At 32.7% G+C, this 20194-nt stretch carries 9 protein-coding genes; 1 reads left to right on the top strand and 8 read right to left on the bottom strand.

Going from position 1 to position 20194, the window contains the following annotated elements; translation table 11 throughout:
• Position 1: 1 nt before the first annotated feature.
• Positions 2-1021 (top strand): cytochrome d ubiquinol oxidase subunit II, encoded by a 1020-nt coding sequence (locus ACNG5D_RS07070; RefSeq protein ID WP_418182798.1) that lies wholly within the window; start codon positions 2-4, stop codon positions 1019-1021.
• A gap of 59 nt (positions 1022-1080) precedes the next feature.
• On the opposite strand, the gene ACNG5D_RS07065 is transcribed toward ACNG5D_RS07070, so the two are convergent.
• The 8 genes from ACNG5D_RS07065 to ACNG5D_RS07030 all read right to left on the bottom strand — a co-directional run bounded on the left by ACNG5D_RS07065 (position 1081) and on the right by ACNG5D_RS07030 (position 19923).
• A complete protein-coding gene (locus ACNG5D_RS07065; protein ID WP_418182797.1) occupies positions 1081-3318 on the bottom strand; it encodes a TonB-dependent receptor in 2238 nt (745 codons plus the stop codon).
• 116 nt (positions 3319-3434) lie between these two features.
• Complete coding sequence (locus ACNG5D_RS07060) at positions 3435-3893, bottom strand: hypothetical protein (protein WP_418182796.1); 459 nt, start codon at positions 3891-3893, stop codon at positions 3435-3437.
• A gap of 175 nt (positions 3894-4068) precedes the next feature.
• Positions 4069-5052, bottom strand: a complete 984-nt coding sequence (locus ACNG5D_RS07055; protein WP_418182795.1) for a PorP/SprF family type IX secretion system membrane protein — start codon at positions 5050-5052, stop codon at positions 4069-4071.
• Positions 5053-5075: 23 nt separating this feature from the next.
• On the bottom strand, positions 5076-13331 hold the full coding sequence (locus tag ACNG5D_RS07050; RefSeq protein WP_418182794.1) for a T9SS type B sorting domain-containing protein: 8256 nt from the start codon (positions 13329-13331) through the stop codon (positions 5076-5078).
• 305 nt (positions 13332-13636) lie between these two features.
• Positions 13637-16294 (bottom strand): PorP/SprF family type IX secretion system membrane protein, encoded by a 2658-nt coding sequence (locus ACNG5D_RS07045; RefSeq protein ID WP_418182793.1) that lies wholly within the window; start codon positions 16292-16294, stop codon positions 13637-13639.
• 1 nt (position 16295) lies between these two features.
• Positions 16296-17738, bottom strand: a complete 1443-nt coding sequence (locus tag ACNG5D_RS07040) for a T9SS type B sorting domain-containing protein (RefSeq protein WP_418182792.1) — start codon at positions 17736-17738, stop codon at positions 16296-16298.
• 137 nt (positions 17739-17875) lie between these two features.
• The gene (locus ACNG5D_RS07035; protein WP_418182791.1) at positions 17876-19201 is read right to left on the bottom strand and encodes a hypothetical protein; all 1326 of its coding nucleotides are present in this window, start codon (positions 19199-19201) and stop codon (positions 17876-17878) included.
• A gap of 275 nt (positions 19202-19476) precedes the next feature.
• Positions 19477-19923 carry a hypothetical protein gene (locus ACNG5D_RS07030; protein ID WP_418182790.1) on the bottom strand — a complete coding sequence of 149 codons (447 nt, stop codon included), beginning with the start codon at positions 19921-19923 and terminating at the stop codon, positions 19477-19479.
• Between the last annotated feature and the right edge of the window lie 271 nt (positions 19924-20194).

The raw sequence follows: 20194 nt of genomic DNA, 5'->3' as shown, positions 1-20194 counted from the left end.
TATGTTATATGTTGTTTTAACATTTTTATTAGTATCGTTATTACTTTATGTTATTTTAGCTGGTGCCGATTTTGGAGCTGGTATTGTTGAGTTATTCGCTACAAAAAAAAGTCAAGTATTAACAAAAAAAACTATTTACCGTGTTATGGGGCCTGTGTGGGAAGCTAACCATATTTGGATAATAATTATGGTCGTTATACTATGGGTTGGTTTCCCAGATTTTTACAATGTTTTAGTTATATATTTACATATCCCTTTAACTTTAGTTTTATTAGGAATAACCTTAAGAGGTGTTGCCTTTGTTTTTAGGCACTATGATGCTTATAAAGACAAATCGCAAATTTTATACGATTGGATGTTTAGATTTTCTAGCTTAGTTACCCCTATTTTTTTAGGCATGACAGCTGGTTCTATGTTATCTGGCGAATTAATTATTACAGATAATTATGAAAATTATAACTTTTATCAATTATTTGTAACTCCATGGTTTAATGTTTTTTCAATTTTAGTGGGCTGTTTTTTTGCTGCACTTTGTGCCTTTTTAACATCTATATTATTAATTGGCGAAGTAGAAAATAAACACCGTTATATATTTGTAAGCAAATCTAAACACGCTACACTAGCTGTTGTATTTATTGGTTTTTTAGTTTTAGGCTATGGCTTTATTTACAATATTACCTTTGTTACAGATTTTATAAAAAACCCATATATCATAGGTTTAGTTTTAGTTTCTGCTATTTTAATTTTTCCTTTACTAAAAAGCATAAAAAAAGCAAGACGAATTGTTAGCAGAACTTTAGCTGGCACTCAAGTTATTTTAATACTATTAGCTGCTATAATAACACATTACCCTAATTTAATAATTACATCTATAACCGATATAAGTATATTAGATACGGTTGCTCCAGAAAAAACTATTAATGTTCTTGGCATATCTTTAATTGTTGGTGGTTTAGTTATTTTACCAGGCTTATTTCATCTTTTAAAATCGTTTAAAATGATTAAAGTTTTAGAGCGATAAACTAAAAAGCGCATCTTAAATATAAGACGCGCTTTTTGGTATTTATAAAAGATTTGTTTTTAAAAATTAACCGATACTTTACCTCTTAAGAAAAAAGGTGTTCCTGGTGTAAAATGTATTTCTTCAACTGATGCAGGTTCGTTAAACAATCTACTTTCTGTAGCAAATTGAGTTTCTTTCCATTCGCTATCAAATAAATTTTCAATAACTAAACCAAACGTCCAGTTTTTATGTGTATAATTCAAATTTAAATCGGTAATAAAATAGCCTTCAGCAACTATCGAGTTATCTTCATTTGCTGGTCTATCACCAATCATTCTATAACTAATCCCGCCCGAAAAATTATTTAAATTTTTAAAGTTTAAACTCCCTGAAGATGTTAAATCTGGCGCCAATGGAATGTAATCTTGACCGCTAGCCTCTTCACTACTTCTAGCATAGGTATAATTTACATCGGTATTAAAAAATAGCCAATCGTTAAATTGATAACGCAAACCAAAATCTACACCATAACGTTTTGTTTTTCCGCTAGGCTCTACAATACCAGCATCGCCAACATAAACAAATTCTTGTTGCAAAAATAAACTCCATAAAGCAGCATTAATAACTAACCTATCTACAGGTTTTGTAATTACACCAATATCTGTACCATAGGCTGTTGGTAAAATATCTTTACCATTATTTGCTGTAACAACTCTAGAATCGTTAGAATGATACCCTAATCCTGTTTTAGCAAACCATTGTATTTTTGATGATGGTGCATATATGAAATTTAATTTCGGGCTTAATAAAACTTTACTTTCACTTTTATTATCGTATGCCTCTGTCAATAAATCTTCGTAGTTAAAATTAAAATAATCTAAACGCAGCCCCGGATTAATGGTCCATTTATTTTTCTTGTACATGATATTAGCAAACGAAAACCCATTAAACTCATCTACATTTCCATAAGCTAAACGCTCTAACAGTTCTTGTCTATTTTTAGTTCTAGACAGCTGTACATCATTAACATCATCATACCTAAAACCAACACCCAATTCGTATTTTAATTGTGCATTGTGGTCTGCAAGATGAAACGATTTCTCTAAAGCTGTTTGTGCGCCTATAATGGTTCTATCTTCGTATTGACGAATTTGATCTGCATTTACAGGATCTTCTAGAAAAAATGTAAAATTCGAAAACAACTCGAAATCATATTTAGTTATATAAGCTGATGATTTAAAAGCCGAATGTTCATTTAACTGTTTAGTATGGTTTAACCAAAGGTTTGTTCTGCTTGTATTTCCGCCTTCGGTATCATCAATAGCACCAAAACGTCCAATTTGTCCGCTTTCTACTGCTCGCACAGGAATTTGCCCCGAAGCATCCCATTTACTTTGAAAATGAGAAAGAGCGATATTAAATTCTTGGTCTTTATAATTATTAAAATTATATCGCCCCATAATATTAATACGATTAAAGTTTTGAGGCGACTCAAAAACGCCATCAGAAAGCATAAGCTCTGAAGCTAAATAAGCAGAACTATTTTCCAGATCTACTAATTTTACCATACTTAAAGCACGTAAGGTATTAAATTGTCCCGCTTCTAACGATACAAGATTATTATCGATTGTTTTTTTTGTATTTATATCTACATATCCAGCCGTATTAAAATTTCCTTTATCGGCATAATAAGAACCTTTACCAAAATCTATATTATTAATAGTTTCTGGTATTATAAAGTGCATATCTGCATAACCTTGACCATGCGCATGCGATACCATATTTACCGGCATACCATCTACATTAATGGCTATATCGGTACCATGATCAATATCAAACCCTCTTAAAAATATTTGCTCGGCTTTACCACCACCAGCATGCTGCCCAATAATTAAACCTGGCACTTTTCTTAAAATTTCTTGCGAAGATTTTACAGGGTTTGTTTTTATATCGACATCTAAAAATGTACTTAAAGTATTTACTTTTGATACGATTAAAACTTGATCTAGCGATGCTGAAGATATTAACAAACTAATATTTACAGTACTATTTAAATGAGAATTATTAATAACAAGTTGTTTGTTTTCGTAACCTAATTGGTAAAAATAAATAACGTCATTTTCCGATACGTCATCAATTTCAAAATACCCAGCTACGTTAGTATAAGTATAATTCCCGGTTGTTTTATTGTAAACCCCAACACCTTGGAGTGGTTTCCCATTATCTTCTGATATTACTGTTCCATTTAACTCATGGGCGTTTATTATCCCAACACTAAATAGCAACAATAATAGTATTATTGTATTTTTTAACATTGTAATTGTATTTTACTCTACAGCCAATAAAAATGTGCAGAGTATTGAATAAAAATTGTGTGATTAAATTATTTTTTAGTTGTTGGTTTGCTAATTAAACACAACAAACTATAATACTAACCAAATTGCGGAGGTTTAATTATTTCTTTTAAAAAACCTTTTGAAACTTTTTGATATGGAGCAAAAAAAACTTTCTTATATGTTGAAAACCAAAAAAGATGCCTGGTTAAATAATCTTCCCTTGTTTTTATATGCTTATCTATTTTAAACTCTAATATTTCTGGAGTTTCAGGATTGTTTTTTGTGCTTGAAGCTTCTAATACTTCATTTAAAATTTCTAAAAACTCGTGATTATGGTTGATTTCTGAAACATTTTTAGAATGATGATGGTGATGATGCACTTTACTAAAAGTTGTCGAATTTAAATTTTCCTGAATATTAATTTGATGCGAAAGCGAATGCAACAACTTATTAACCACTTTATAATTTGGACCAAACACATAACAAACACTCATAGTTATAACAACTACGTTTAAAAACAACGATTTTAATTGCTTGCAAGTGTTTGTATACATTTAATCTTAAATTATAATTTTTTCTAATGCCTTTACAGTAGAAAATATTAAAAACGAAAATAAAACAGTAAACTGAATTAATTTTACATTTTAACTAACTTTATAATACTAACGAAAAAATAATACAACTGGTTTTAAAAAAATTAAAAAAAAGATAAATAGCTAATAACTTTAATTATTTACGAACAGCACTTTGTGTACAAGGACAATTACTAATACCTTGTAAAAAGTTTAATCCTATAGTTACAACATGGGTTCCAGAATTGTAAGCAGATAGCTCGTTTGTAGTAATTTGGTAAGCATAGCCAAAGTAAAAAATAGATTTTTGAAACCCTACCATTGGTCCAATATTTAAAGGTTTAAAAAATTGGTCGTTTAAAAAACGATAAGAAATTCCTGCCCAGAAATAATCGTAATTTCTATTGTATTTTCTAAACTTAAAATTAACATCGGTACTCGAACGTTTATCGCTGGTAAACATTTGGTAGTAAATAGAAGGTTCGTATTCTAAACCACTTTTTTTAGGTCCTTTAAATGTATAGCCAGAATATATTTGATAATTTAACAACAAATTAGGCTCTGAAACTCGTATCGTTTTATCTAGATTTTTATCTAGAATATTATTGGCGTTAAAACTAAAAAATGCACCTTTATACCTCAGCAAAGCACCTACATCAAAATTATTGTTACTTGTTCTTCTATCATCAGTAACAAAAGGGTCTATTATTGGATTTTCGTAAGTGGTATTAAAATTATCAATATCTATTCTAAAATTATTTATGTTATAAGAAATACCAAAAGACAGATATAGTTTTGAATAATAATCTAAAACCAAATGATGTGCAAACGATATTTTTCCACCAGTTTGAATGGTGTTTCCGTTTCTATCATTATAAAACGATAAACCTACACCAGAACGATCTGCAATTCTAACATCACCATAAATAGATTGATTATCGGGTGCGTTTTTTATACCAACCCATTGGGTTAAACCATTTGCTCTTATTTTTAAATTATCGCCTATTCCTGCATAAGTTGGCGATACAACAAAATCGTTATCTGCCAAATACTGTGTAAAAACAGGCAGGTTTAATTCTTGGCCAAACGCGTTTGTTATAACCATAAGAAGCAAACCTATATATATTTTTTTTAATTGCATATTACTTTCTTTAAGGGTTTTAATTATCTATACAAAGTAAAATGTCCTACAAATTCCCTTTTATCTCTCGGTTCGTTAAGCTTTACAACATACCAATAATCGCCAGTTGGCAATTCTACACCTCTATACTTACCGTCCCATTTATCTCCTATTTTTAAGGTGGCTATTTTACGACCATATCTATCAAAAATATCGAATGTTAAGTTTCTATATTGATTTGCACAACCTGGTCCCCATTCATCTAAATTTCCATCACCGTTTGGCGTAAAATAATTAGGTATACACACATCTATATATTCAAAGAAACGTGTTGCAGATACTTCGCAACCGTTAGCATCAATAACTGTAACGGTATAATCGCCAGATTCAAAAATTAAAAACGTGTTTTCATTTCCGTAAGATTGCCCATTAAGTCTGTACTCATAAGGTTCGGATCCTCCTGAAGCCACAGCAACAATTTCATTTAAACCGCCATCTTCTAAAACTAAAGCTAGAGGCTGAAAAGTTTCTATAACAAAAGGAATACCATTATCTGTAATTTGCACACAACCATTTGGATGGCGTACTTCTATAGTATGAGGTCCAGGAGTTAAATTTTCAAAAACACCTGTTCCTGTTGCAAAAGCACCACCATCAAGCGCATATTCTAAAACAGAAGTATCTGTAATACCCTCATCTACTGTTACGGTAACGCTATTAGTTACTGTACTAGAGTTATTTGTAAAATCATTAATACATTCGTAATCAATATCTGCAATAGGGTTTATTACTATAGGATCTTGTAACGGAATAGAAAACGGGCTGTCTCCTATACAACTACTACCATCTAAAACATAAACCATTTTTTCTCCACCTTCTAAACCAGAAAATGTGTATGTTGTTGTTCCTGGTGGTAATGATATATAAGTTACATCATCTAAACTAACACTATATGGTGGTTGGCCTCCTAAAATTTCTATAGTAAATTCTCCTGTAGAATCTCCTTCACAAGGCGCTTCACTATTAATTGTATATGTAAAGCCTAATGGTAAAGGTTCGCCTATATTAAAATTATACGTTACATAACAACCTAGCTCATCTTGAACTACAATATCGTAATTACCAGGAGCAAGATTTTCAACGGTATCAACATCAAAAAACTGATCTAATTGTGGCGAAATAGCATATTTAATTATTCCTGTGCCTCCTGAGGCTATTATTTCTAACATACCATCATTTTCACCATTACAAGTTACATCTATAGGATTGAAAGACACATCTAAAGGTGATGCTGCATTTGTAATTGGAGCTACTACAGAGGTTTCTATACAATCGCCACTATTTACTTGAACTTGGTAATCTCCTACTGGAAGATTTGTAAATACACCCGGACTAGTTTCGGTTACAGGCGTAATTGGGTTTCCTGAGATATCTTGCAATGTATATACGTAACTTCCTAAACCACCTTCTGCGGTTGCTATAATAACACCATTATCGTCTCCAGCACAATTTATAACAGCATTTGTAGTATCTAAACTCACCATTAAAGTAGATAATGGTTCGTTTGTTATTTCGTTAGAAACTGCAGATACACAGCTATTAGCATCTCTTACATAATATGCATAAGTTCCTGTTGATACTGGAAAGGTTATTGAAGATGCAAACGTTCCTAAGATTGTTGAAAAAGTGACTGTATCGCTATACTCGTAAGCTCCTGTTCCTCCAGTTGCGCTTAATGTTAATGTTGCTTGCGTTGTACAAGTTTGAGATGTTGCTTTAATTAAATTAGCTTCTACTTCTGTAGGTTGGGTAATAACAATGTTAGCAGAAGTAAATTCACAATTATAGCCATCGGAAACAATAACATGATAAGTACCTTCACTTAATCCATTAAAAATTGGAGATGTTTGCGGTCCAGAAGAGCTTACCGTTGGAGCCGTCATATTAAGTGTATAGGTATAGTTTGTTGTTTCACCTCCTGTAACTGCACTTACTTCTATTGTAGCATTAGCATCACCAAAACATGACAACAAACTTGGTGTTGCTGTTACTGTTGCGTCTATTGGTGTAGGTAAATTAAGTGGTACATTTTCAGACACTATACAACCACCAGCATCTCTAACATTTACTGTATAAGAACCTGCCGATAAGTTAGTAAATACACCATTTGAAGAGTACGCTACTGTAGCCGCTCCAGTTAATTCATATTCATAAGTTCCCCAACCTCCTGTAGCTGTAGCTGTAATAGTTCCTTTATCATCATCGCAAGTTACGTTCGATGTTTCTAAAGCTACCAAATCAAGCGCCTCGGTTGGAGATGGTATAATAACAGTATTTGTTGCTGTACAAAACGGACTAGCAGTTTCTGTTATAACAACAGAATATGTTCCAGCTAAAAGTCCAGAAACTAAATGAGGATTTGTAGATGTATTTGCATTTACAACTCCAAAAACTGATGTTGATGCACTATCGAAAACTTCATAAGTATATGCTCCAGAATATCCGCTAACATGTAATTGAAATGCTCCATTATTATCACCAAAACAAGTAACAGCAGTTGGTAATGCTGTAAATGATGGTGGCGTAGCTTCTGGTAAAACAACTGTTACAGATTCTGAACATGACGTTACCGTATCTGTTATTGTAACTATATATGTTCCTGAAGGCACACCAGAAAACACATTTCCTGATAAAGTAATAGAGGTTGGATTTGGGCTAATGGAATAGGTATAAAAACCTGTTCCTCCAGAGCCTGCTATAGTTATTTCTCCATCATCATTATTACAAGTTGGTAGTACGGTTGTGGTAGGAATAATTTCTATTGGCGCAGCAATATCTACAGAAACTAAGTTACCACATCCATTAGCATCCTGAATTTCAACAGTATGTGTTCCTGAAGATAAATTAGAAATAGTAAACGGTGCTGTATTGGTTTGAAATGCACCTCCGTTAATACTATAACTATAAGGCGGTATACCTGCGCTAGTTAAAGTAACATCTATTTCGAAATGACCTTCAGTAGTGGTACATTGATTATTTACAGATGCCGAAATTACAGGTGATGGGTCTGAAGGCAATACAACTACTGGTGTAGATTGAATACAACCATAAGCATCTTGCACATGTACATAATAACTATTAGCATTTACATTAAAAGTACTTGCCGATGCCCATGCTGGATCTGTAGCTAATGGTGGTGTAGCTACTGTTGTTATTTGATATAAATAAGGAGGCGTACCATGAGTTGCAATAGCGTTAATAACTCCTGAATTAGGGTTACAATTAGCATCTTTAGTAACCGATGCAGATATATCTAAAGCTACAGCAGATTCTCTTATTTCAAAAATTGTTGATGCCGACTCACAACCATTAAAAGCTCCTGTCCCGTTTTCTGTAAAACGAATATAATACTGGCCTGGCGATAATGTACCTGGAGTAGGCGTTGTAACTGTTTCTGGTGTTCCAGAAGTTACTGCTATGTTTGTTGGTCCATCAATTAAAACGTTAGTAAACGCTGTAAATATCTCATAATCAACAGATGTTGTTGTACTATCAAAATTATCAATTGTAAATGTTACACTACCATTATTTTCTCCCAGACATTCAACATGATTAGGCACGACGGTAGATGTTAATGTTGATGCTGGAGCTATAGGTGAATCGGCAGATTTCACATAATAACAATCTGTTGTTAAATCATGTACTACAAACGTATAAACAACACCTGGAGTTAAATTATCAAATGTTCTTTGGTTTGGAAACCCTATATCTGGTGGCAAATACGATGTAGCAGCTGCATAAGGCGATGTATTAAACTCTAAAATAGCAAATTCATAATTTCCACTTCCAACTGTAGAAATGGCCTCTACTATAGCAGTTCCGCCAGATGTACAATTTGGAACTACACTAGTTACATCAATTAATAAGTCTGATGGTGGAGATGCCATGGTTTCCTGTCTAGAAAAACTACAACCATTAGCATCAACCACATTTACGGTATACGTTCCGAAATTTATAATATTAAAGGTATGATCTTCATTTGAAGTTGCCGAATAAGGATTACCTGAAATTGCATCGCCAAAATTATTTGTAATATAATAAGTAAACGGCGCGGTTCCGCCAGTTACATTTTGTACAGTAATTGACCCTAAACTTGAACCGCCTGGATTATTACAAGTAATATCTACCTTAGTTAATGCAAAATCTATAGGATTTGGCTCTGTTATTGTAATAGTTTCTGTATCAACACAAGAGTTTGCATCGGTTAATGTTATTGTATAATCGCCTGCTGGCAAGCTAGATGTTTGCGTGCCATAATCTGTGGTTGTGGTATCGTTATTTACATTAATAACAAATGGAGCAGTTCCTACAGCATTATTTATATTAATTTCTATAGCAGCGTTACTATCTCCATTGCATAAAATAGGCTGCGTTTGCAGTACAGATATAATTTCTGGCAAAGAAATAGTATTAATTGTTTGTACTCCAGATTCTGCTATACATCCATTAGCATCGGTAACTTGAAACTGATACGTTCCATCTGTTGGTGCCGCGTGTGTAAATGAAGTTCCTGTAACAGCATTCGCACCACTAAATGCACCACCGTTAAATGAAACGGTATATGTAAAAGGAGCTACTCCACCAGAAACATTACCTGTTATTATACCATCTGGAGATGCTGTACAATCTAAATCTTTTGTAATTACAGCATTTAAAGCTATAGGTGGTAAAGATGCAATAGTATAAGTTTCACTATATGTACAACCATCTACATCTCTAACTTGAAAGGTATATGTATCTGGAGATAACCCAGAAAATACATTTGAATTTTGGTATGCAGTAACTGCACTTGAAGGTGCTGTAATTTGGTATTCTAAAGGATGTGTTCCGCCAGACACCGATGTTATTGTAACATCTGATGTAAGTGTAGGACAACTTAAAGCTGTACTACTAAAATCCATATCTGTAGGTGGGTTAAGCGAAGTAATAGTAATTGGAGCGGCTATAAACGCACACCCGCTTGCATCGTTTATTGTTACTGTATATGTGCCCGCGGTTAAACCAGTAAATGTATTTCCTGTTTGAAAGTTAACCCCATCTAAACTATAAGAATATGGTATTGTACCGCCCGAAACACCAGAAACGGTTATAACTCCATCGGAAATACAACTGTAAGGTGTTGTTAATGTAGCCGTACCTGTAACTGTTGCAAGTGTTGAAATAGTGATCGTTTGAGGTGTAGTTACACAAACATCGGGACCTATACTATACTGAACTACAGCCTCGTAAGTTCCTTCTGCTAAACCTGTAAACACATTTGAATTGGTAAATGTTACTCCATTATTTATACTATACGCTAAGGTATTTCCATTAGGGTTTGTAACGTTAAAAGTTATGGTTCCTACATCGCCAGTATCAGAACATGCAATATCTGTTGCATTAACCGTAAAATCTGGAGCAGGAATGGCATTAACCGTAATTGAAGTTTCTGCACTACAATTATTAGAATCTACAACTCTAATATTAAAAACACCAGGAGCTGTAACTGCAATTGTTGGTACTGTTTGAAAATCGGTTGCTCCATTTATAAAATAAAAATACGGTGGAGTTCCGCCTGTTGGGTATACTGTAATTTCTCCATCGGTACACGTTAACGGTGTTGTTAATGCTGCTGTTGCTTCTAATAAATCGGGTTCTATAATATCTATATCTCCAGAATAAAGGCAACCATCTTCAGTAGACACATTAATAGTATATGTTCCTGGGTTTAAATTAGAAAACGTATAATTGTTTGGGGTTATTGGGCCTACACTATTTACAACAGTTCCGCCTTGCGATATTGAAAAGTAATACTGCGGTCGCACATCATTAGCAGCTATAGTTACGTTTCCTAAATCTCCATTACAAAGTGGTTGATTAATTAATGTAGATACTGTAAAATTGGTTTGTCTTATTTGAACATCGGGCACAGTAAAAACACAAGGGTTGGGATCTACCCCTATTTGTTTAATATAAACCGTATAAATGCCAGGAGTAGTAACAGAAAACACATTACTTGTTTGATAGTTTACACCATCAATACTAAACTCGTATCCACTAGGAATACTTCCTACAACAATTTCACCTGGAGTTGTACAATAAATATCTCTTGAGTTTACTGTTGGCACTAATAAATTTGTATATACATTAAAGTAAAACTGATTAAAACAACCTCCATCATAATTTAAAGTTAACCTAAACTCGCCTGCTGTATCCGCTAAAAAGTTAGGGCCTGTTTCAACTTGATTCCATGTACACGCTTCATCTTCATTAGCGCAATCTGGGTTAACAACCGCTGTACAACTGCTTTCATCCAACTGTTCCCAAATTATAGATGTTGTATCTGTTATGTTTGTTTCTATAAGCCTAGGGCCATTGCCTCCACATAAGAATATATTAGGTAATTCTTTACCATCATTTGGGCAAATAACAACTTCATCAGCATAAGGAATAACAGGATTTGTTACACCTGCACCAAAAGTTATAACTTCAAAAACTTGCTCTGTAGATTGACACGGAGCTAATGCCGTGTTACTTACATAATACGTTCCTGTTTCTGTTACAGTAATAGATTGCGTGGTTCCTATTACTGGTGTTCCTGATGGACTTGTAGACCATGAATATGAATCGTAGCCGCTACCCGATGTTAAAACCGTACTTGCACCACATAAAATAACTTCTTCTTCAAACACACAATCTATATCTGCTAAAAAATTTGTTGCGCCAGGTGTTAATAAACATCCTGTATTTGTATTAAAACTTGGATCGTCTGATATGGTAAATGTTGGATTTAATGTACCATTATATGTAGAGAAAGCCTGATTACTAATAATATTAGAACAAGCGTCTGTTAACAAACTACAAGTAGAAACAACTGTAACCTTAAAACGAATTTCTTGAACTGGATCGTTCTCCTCGACTACAGAATTATCTACACTAAAAACAAGCTCTCTGGTTGTTGGGTTATAACTTTGAACAGTTACTCCAGGTGGTAGAACTCCAATATCTGCCGGATAATTAAATACAATATTAGTAGGTAGGATATCCCTTATAATTAGATTAGTTGCATTATCATTTCCTGTGTTTTGAAAACCTAAAACATAGTTTAGCTCATCACCAAGGTTAACAAGCATGCCTCCAATATCGTTACCTGCTGCATCTTCAACAATTTTGGTTAAAACAATATTAGGTTCTATTATATCTACGGCTAAAGAGAAAAAATAAGGAAAATATGTATCTCCACTTGTTTCTAACCTAACTGTTGCCGAAGTAGCATCATTTGCAATTACAGTATTTGATGGGTTTGGAACTACAATTACACCAGTATCAAACCCTAAGGTATTAGTACTATTTGGATTTCTATTTGTAACTGGTAAAGCGCTTAGCTGTGTTACCGAACTATTAAAAAAGTTTGTTGCAGGACGATCGGCAGTTGATAAATTTAAACCATTAAGCAGTAATTGATCGCCAAGTATTGGGCTATCACCCTCTAAGGTTGCAAATGCAAAATTTGCTCTTACTGGTGCTGGCGCAGGGATGGTTCTAAAACCAGAAACAGGAACATCTAAATTTGGATTTCCTCCTGGTACACTAATAGCACTAAAACCATCAAAGCTAGTAATAGATTTACCCGGTAATGTAGGATCTTCATAAACAATATAAAGCGACCAACCAGCTGAGTTACCTGTACCATTATACGGAGTAAAATTAGCCGTCTCGCCTTGTAAAGACGATACATTTGCTACTGTATACGTTCCAAGATCTGTTGCTAAACCTGTTACAATATCTGTAACATCTGCAAAACAAGCATAAGGAAAACTATCTCCGCCATCTACCGAGCTTCCATTAGCATCGAAAATTACTGTTCCAACAATATCATGATAACCACCTGAAGGCCCTTTAAACTTAACATTTGTAAAAGGCTCTGTGCCTTCTGTTACCGCTCCCCAATACAACCCAGCATGTATTATTCTGTAACATCCGGGGTTAGGTATAGTTAAATCTGCACTCGACGAATTAAATGTTGAAGCATCTCCATCAATATCAATGTAAACCATATCTACATTATGATTATAAACACTTCCATCATTAAATGCATTGTTATCTGGACCTAATATATTATTTCCAATAAGCTGAATATCTCCTTTTAAATCTTGATTAAATCTAGGTGTAAAAGGAACAAAATTCTGTGCAAACAACTGCAAACTCAATAAGAGTAGCATTAAAACAAGTCCATTGCTTACATAAGTAGTTTTATTCATGGTTGGTTATATTTTTACTTCTTATTAATTGAGGCTAATTAATAAGAAGTGTTGCCTATTATTTAACACCACACAAAATAGAATTTATCTTACAAAACAAACTTCTCACCTTTGTTTAGTGTTATTAAACGGTATAAATATCGTAAATATATTTGTAACCATGAAGAAGAGGCGCATATTTTTAAGTAGTTTGACGAAATATAACTACTTTAATCGATAAACAACACTAAAAAAGTAATTTAATTCTTACTTTTTTAGTGTTATTTAATAAATAATTAATACAATAATATTGTAAAGTTTACTTATTAATTTTCAATTTTAACCATAGACATTTTTCCATTAAAGGGTTTAGTTCCTTTATTGGCATCTAATGAGTTTTTGGCTTCATTGATATTGTCAAACACATCGTAATATATATAATATTTACTTGTATTTACATCAAAAAAGAAGTTAATATCTTTTTGGCCAGAGGCAACAACTTTTTGTAAAAATTCATCTCTTTTACTTACATCACTATGTACCGCAACTACTAAATAATACCCTGGCTCTGTATGATTCCCTCCTTTAACTATTTGAATATTGCTTAGTGTTTCACCATAATCAAAATCGTCATTTGTTAATGGCTGCAAACTAGGTTCTGTAAACTTCTTAATGCGTTCTAAGGCTGCTCTATCCTTATTATATCTATCATCTTCATTATCATAAGCAGCGCGTTTTATTCTTCTATTTTTTTCAAAATCTGTAGCTACTTTAATATCGTCAAGTTTAGCTATTAAATTTTGCTTCATATTTTTAGCTTGTAATTGCTCGGATTTTAATTTTTTAATAGTTTTCAAATACTCAATATTTATAGCATCCTTTTTATCTTTAACCTTTTTAAGTCTTTGCTTATAAAGCTTCTCTATTTCGGTAATTTTAGCTTCACCAAAAACTATTGAATTATCTATAGCTAATTTTAAACTTTCTATTTCGGCATTTTCAGACGATACGCTTTTAAACGGTTTTGGAGCACTAACTATACCTTGCTCGCTCAAATCATTTTCCTCTTTTAAATCGTCTAAATCTTGTTGCTTTATAGCTACTTTTTCATTTAATTGATTTAATAATGTTTTTTGTGCATTACTAGATGCTCTTGTTGTGTTTTTAAACGCTAACAAGACTTCATCTAAAGCTATTTCTTCAATAGGCAATTCTTTATCAGTATTTACATTATCTTCTACTAATATAGCTTGAGTTTCTTCTGTTTGTTTGGCTTGAGCGGCAGCTTCGGCTTCTACTCTTTGTTGTTCTTCTTTTTTAGCTTGAGCGGCAGCTTCGGCTTCTGCTCTTTGTTGCTCTTCTATTTTAGCTTGAGCGGCAGCTTCGGCTTCTACTCTTTCTTGTTCTTCTTTTTTAGCTTGAGCGACAGCTTCGGCTTCTACTCTTTGTTGTTCTTCTATTTTAGCTTGAGCGGCAGCTTCGGCTTCTATTCGTTGTTGTTCTTCTATTTTAGCTTGAGCGGCAGCTTCGGCTTCTATTCGTTGTTGCTCTTCTATTTTAGCTTGAGCGGCAGCTTCGGCTTCTACTCTTTCTTGTTCTTCTTTTTTAGCTTGAGCGACAGCTTCGGCTTCTACTCTTTGTTGCTCTTCTTTTTTAGCTTGAACGGCAGCTTCGGCTTCTATTCGTTGTTGCTCTTCTTTTTTAGCTTGAACGGCAGCTTCGGCTTCTATTCGTTGTTGCTCTTCTTTTTTAGCTTGAACGGCAGCTTCGGCTTCTATTCGTTGTTGCTCTTCTTTTTTAGCTTGAGCGACAGCTTCGGCTTCTACTCTTTGTTGCTCTTCTTTTTTAGCTTGAGCAGCGGCGGCGGCTTTTTCAGTTTTAACTCTTACTTGTTGCGCTTGTTTAACTGAATCTTTTTTGTTAGAATTCGTTTCTTTTTTACTTACAACACTACTTGATTCTTTACGAGATTGTACTTTTTTAGATGACTTTCTTCGTTTAGAAACCATAACTTTTCTTCTATTTGAAGGTAGTAATAAAGCTTCCTCATCATCATCGCCACTATAATCGTATCTATATCTATTTTTAAACTTATAAGCCAAAGTTATATCGTGAGAGTTTCCAAAAGTTGAAAATCCGCCCACACCCTTACCATAATTATACTCTATAGCTATTTGAGAACTTATATTCAAGCCTAGACCTGCAGATAAGGCATACAATGTATTATAACCTGCTTGAGCCCAAATACCTTTAGGAACCATTAGCATTACCATTCCTGACAATACCGTTTGATCTTTTTTAAACTCAGAGCTTATTATACCAGTAAATTTACTCTCATCAAAAAAACCACGGCTATCCATATAACCTGTATACATAATATGGGCTTGAAAAGCTTGTTCAGGGTCGTCTTCAATAATCTTAGACGTTGTAAAGTTATATGATGCTAAATTTTTAATTGAGACTCCTAAATCTAAAAACTCTGTGCCATAGTTTATACCTGGATTTATTGTAATTATTGAATTAGAAGGAAAATTTTCTAGCGATGAGTCTGGAAAATTAGTTACAACATGACCTTGATTTATGCCACTTTTATAAGCACCAAGATTTACTCCAAAAGTTAAATTACTATCTCTATTAAGCACAACATTGTAAGCAAAATTTACTACCCCTCCAAAAGTGGTTAAAACGCCGTAGTTTTGCTGAAACAAACTTACGCCAGCACCTATGTTTTCGCTAAATCGGCCTGAATATCCGAATAAATAAGTTTGAGGAGCATCATCAAATTGTGCCCATTCTTTTTTATTATTAAAACTAATAAATTTATTTTGTTCCCTTACAAAACTAAAAGCTGGATTAATAAACTGCCTGTTAAATTTTAAAGAACTTCTTGCTGGAATATTAAAAGCAACAACCCCATTGTCCTGACTGTAAATTTGTTGTGAAATACAAAAAAACAAAACTATATGTAGTAAATATTTTTTCATGCTATTTTACAACTGTTATTGTACCTTTTTTTATTTTACCATCGGTCGTGGTAATTATATAGTAATATAGAGGGTTAACATCTTTAAAATCTAATTGGTTATTGGGCCAATTATTTTGATAATTGTTAGTTTTTAGTTCTATTTTACCTTGAGAGTTTATAATAACAACTTCGGTATTTGTTCCACTAACATATTTTTGCGGAATTACCCAAGTATCATTTTCCCCGTTACCATTAGGACTTATTAAATTAGGAATATTTTCTACATTTGGAAATGCAGATTGAACTACAAAAACCAACTCGGTTGAGGCATTACAACCTGTTGTTTGAGTTACAACCGCTTTATATGTTCCTGTTTGTGTTACTTCAAAACTATTAGTAGTTGCACCACTAATTATAACATCATTTAAAAACCATTTATATTCTGGATTATTGGCTGTTGTTGTTACCGTAGCTATAAATGTTTCATCATCATCAATATTTACAACATCATCCACATCAATACTACTAGAAAACCCTGTGTTTTCAAGATTAATAGACGCGCTTGTCATGCAACTCCCTAAATCTATACTTACCGAATATTCGGCCGATTCGTTTGTTTCATACATCTGGCTTGTAGCTCCAGGTATAGTTTCACCATTTTTAAACCATTGATACGCATTGGCATTAATGGCACTTAAAACCGTAGGACCTTCTGTTACACAATAAGGATTGCCTAAACTAGAATTAATACTACTTGTAGAACCAGAAGCGGCTTCGCTAACTGTTACACGGTTAGAAAATGAATTTGATGTACAAGTACCATAATTAGTTTCGGCAAAATACGTTCCTGGCTGATTTACCGATAAGGTTTCGCCATCTGCCACAAAAACAGATGTTGTAGGTCCTGTTTCTTTATACCATTTAAAAGTTAACGATTCGTATTGCAATGGCGAGTCGTTTGATTCGCTACCAGGATTATCAATAGTTAATACATAACTACCACCAGAACAATATACACCTGTTTCAATTAAATTATTTATAGAAAACGGTGTGTCTTGAATTTTATAATATGCAGCAAATGCACTTGAGCTTGAACTAATAGAATTGGGAGCAGTACTTTTTATTCTTATTCTAAAGGCTTCGCCTGAAATGTTTGTTGGAAGTGAAAAGCCAAATGTTACTGGCGATGTGGTTACCGATCCTGCTGTTGAAGCATAAATTACAGTTGGGCTTGAAAAACTACCTGATTGATCTGATAATTCTGCAATAAATTGATTTGATGCTTCTAAAGCTGATTCTGGCGAGAACGAGAACGTTAAATTATAAGTATTAAACGAAGGGCTAGCACAAGCCTGAGTAAACCCTAAATTAGGCTTACTAATTACTACTTGAGCATATATCTTTTTTTTGCTTAATATTAAAACAAAAAAAGTGATAACGTATAAAAGAGTAATTTTTCTCATTCAATTTCATTTCATTCTTAAAAAACTACTAGAAATTAATACTAACCAACTTATAAGTTAGAGTAAAAAGAATTTCCAAAATCTATGAGAGTATAAACAGGAAAGTATAAATACCTAGGGTTTTACAACACATTTATTTAATCCATTTTTAAATCTGGATCGACTTCGTTTGATGCAATTATTTTATTAATTCGTAATCTGTAATCTGGTTTCTTTTCGTTTCTTGTATCAATAAAAGTTTCATAATTATCGCTTTTAGAGTATACATTAAAAAATGCACTATTTCCGTACCAGTTTTCTAAGTCTTCATTATTAGAATTATATTCAATAAAAATATTGCCATTACAGTTATTAAACAACATAGCGTTTAAGCCAATTCGCTCTAAATTTTGTTGGTTTAATGAAATTTTTTCGTCCAATATTACAGCAGGATTAAATCCAGAAATTACACTTTTATTCATGTCTAGCGATGTGTTTTCGCCTACATAAATTGCTTCTTGAACTAAATTCATTTTTATATCTGTTTCTAAATCTTTACTATCATTTAATAAGGTTAAATTTTTAGCAACTACAAAAGTGCCACTTTTAGCAAAGTCTACTTCATCTTTTTTGTTATATGATAATACCTGTAAACATCTAGACCCATCGCTACTTGAAACATATGGAGACCTAACAGCTAAAGAGTTTAGCAAAGTACATTGAGCACCAAAATTAAACTTATAATCATTACTATTTGATTTATAAGAAACCATATTATACATATTAATATTTCCTCCAAGAACTTCAAAAGCATTGCCTGCTGCATAACTTACCATTATATTTTCTAATATGGTTTGGTTACCAACACCTGCTAATAATAAGCCGTTAAAATAGCTACCATTATTTACTCTTTTTCCGGCAAACTCTATTCTAACATATCTTAAAACACCCGAATTATCATCAACATTTTCGCCTCCATAATTTACAAAACCATTAAAAGCAGGGCTCAATTTATTATGGTACGAAGCAACCGAACCATAACCAAATTTATTAGAAGGCGCATCGCCAAGTATAATTAATCCGCCCCAATCACCAGCTCTTTTAACACTTCTGTTTGATGTAAATACAATAGGATCTGTTTGATGTCCGTCTGCAATTATTGTAGCTCCTTTTGAGATAGTTAATGACCCTTTAGAATCATAATCTCCTATAATTACAGTACCAGATTCTATAGTTAATGTAGCTCCATTAGTAACAAAAACACTACCTAATAATAAGTACACTTCTTTTTTATAAAGTGTCGTATTTTCAGATATGTTTCCTGTTAGTATTTTTGTAGGTTCTCCGTATTCCTTTTGGTTAGGTCTAAACTCTGTCCAGTTATTTAGCCAGTTTTCTTCTCCAACAATACCTTTTTCTTGTTGAGCAAAACTATTTGCTATAACAAAAAGAAGCATGAAAATGATTTGGGTCATGTTTTTCATAATCAAAATATTTAAATAAAACTAAATATAATTGCATATTTAATTCATGTTCAAAAATAAAAAAAAATCTATGAAATACCAATTATTTCGCTGAAATACACTAAATAAGTGATTTTTAGACAAATAAAATCGACAAAATGCACTTTTATATGAAAACAAAAAAGAATATTTTAATGAGTTATAAGCTTAAAATTCTATAAAATGAAAATGGTATTTATTTTTGATTTCTTTGTTATCAAAAATAAATACCATACTAACTTTTAAGATACAACTATTTAGCGAAAATCGTTATACTGATGTAAGGATTTCATAATCTCTTCATAAAATAATATGCCAGCTATTAAATTGCCAGTATCAGAATAAGGTAAATATTCTCTATGAAACTCGCCAGCACTTTTAAGGTAATCGTCTGTAGCTTCAAATTGATTGTCTAATGCTTTAGTATTATCATTACTAGTAGGAATTCCTAAGGTAGCCATTGTTATTCCGGGTTTAGTAGCAAAAGCAACATAAGGTAAAGTTCTAATAAGTACTTGTATTCTTTCAGCATATAAGGCAATTAATTCTCCTTTTTGCATGCGTTCTAATTCTCCTTTATTATGGTATTTTTTTATTGTAACTTTTTCGCTAATAAAACTTTTTGGGCCTTTACCTTTTTGAGCATAACCAATGCCTGTAAACAAAAATAAGCCTAAACTGAATAAAATAATCTTCACTTTCATGTTATAGATTTAGGGATTAAAACACAAATTTATGCAATTAATCGTTAAAAACAAGCGTTTTGTCGATTTATTTTAAGCTGCTTGTTAAATTTTTAATGCTAATCAATATATAAGCACTTTACTAAATCTTTATATAGCTTATTTATGAAAACATAAAGATGTATTTAAATAATAAGGTTATTACTAGCTACTTATCTTAAAGCTTATATAATTAATGTGCTATAACTATCTAATTTAATACTCATACATTTTTTGTTTGCTATCGTTTTTA

The sequence above is a fragment of the Algibacter ulvanivorans genome, from assembly GCF_048381495.1.
Taxonomy (GTDB): Bacteria; Bacteroidota; Bacteroidia; order Flavobacteriales; family Flavobacteriaceae; genus Algibacter_B; species Algibacter_B ulvanivorans.
This window is presented reverse-complemented; position numbering and strand designations above follow the sequence as displayed.

Bases quoted from the DNA above. Each gene is read 5' to 3' on its own strand.
- ACNG5D_RS07045 (WP_418182793.1), bottom strand. From the start codon at position 16,294: ATGAAAAAATATTTACTACATATAGTTTTGTTTTTTTGTATTTCACAA.
- ACNG5D_RS07050 (WP_418182794.1), bottom strand. From the start codon at position 13,331: ATGAATAAAACTACTTATGTAAGCAATGGACTTGTTTTAATGCTACTC.
- ACNG5D_RS07065 (WP_418182797.1), bottom strand. From the start codon at position 3,318: ATGTTAAAAAATACAATAATACTATTATTGTTGCTATTTAGTGTTGGG.
- ACNG5D_RS07030 (WP_418182790.1), bottom strand. From the start codon at position 19,923: ATGAAAGTGAAGATTATTTTATTCAGTTTAGGCTTATTTTTGTTTACA.
- ACNG5D_RS07040 (WP_418182792.1), bottom strand. From the start codon at position 17,738: ATGAGAAAAATTACTCTTTTATACGTTATCACTTTTTTTGTTTTAATA.
- ACNG5D_RS07070 (WP_418182798.1), top strand. From the start codon at position 2: ATGTTATATGTTGTTTTAACATTTTTATTAGTATCGTTATTACTTTAT.
- ACNG5D_RS07060 (WP_418182796.1), bottom strand. From the start codon at position 3,893: ATGTATACAAACACTTGCAAGCAATTAAAATCGTTGTTTTTAAACGTA.
- ACNG5D_RS07035 (WP_418182791.1), bottom strand. From the start codon at position 19,201: ATGAAAAACATGACCCAAATCATTTTCATGCTTCTTTTTGTTATAGCA.
- ACNG5D_RS07055 (WP_418182795.1), bottom strand. From the start codon at position 5,052: ATGCAATTAAAAAAAATATATATAGGTTTGCTTCTTATGGTTATAACA.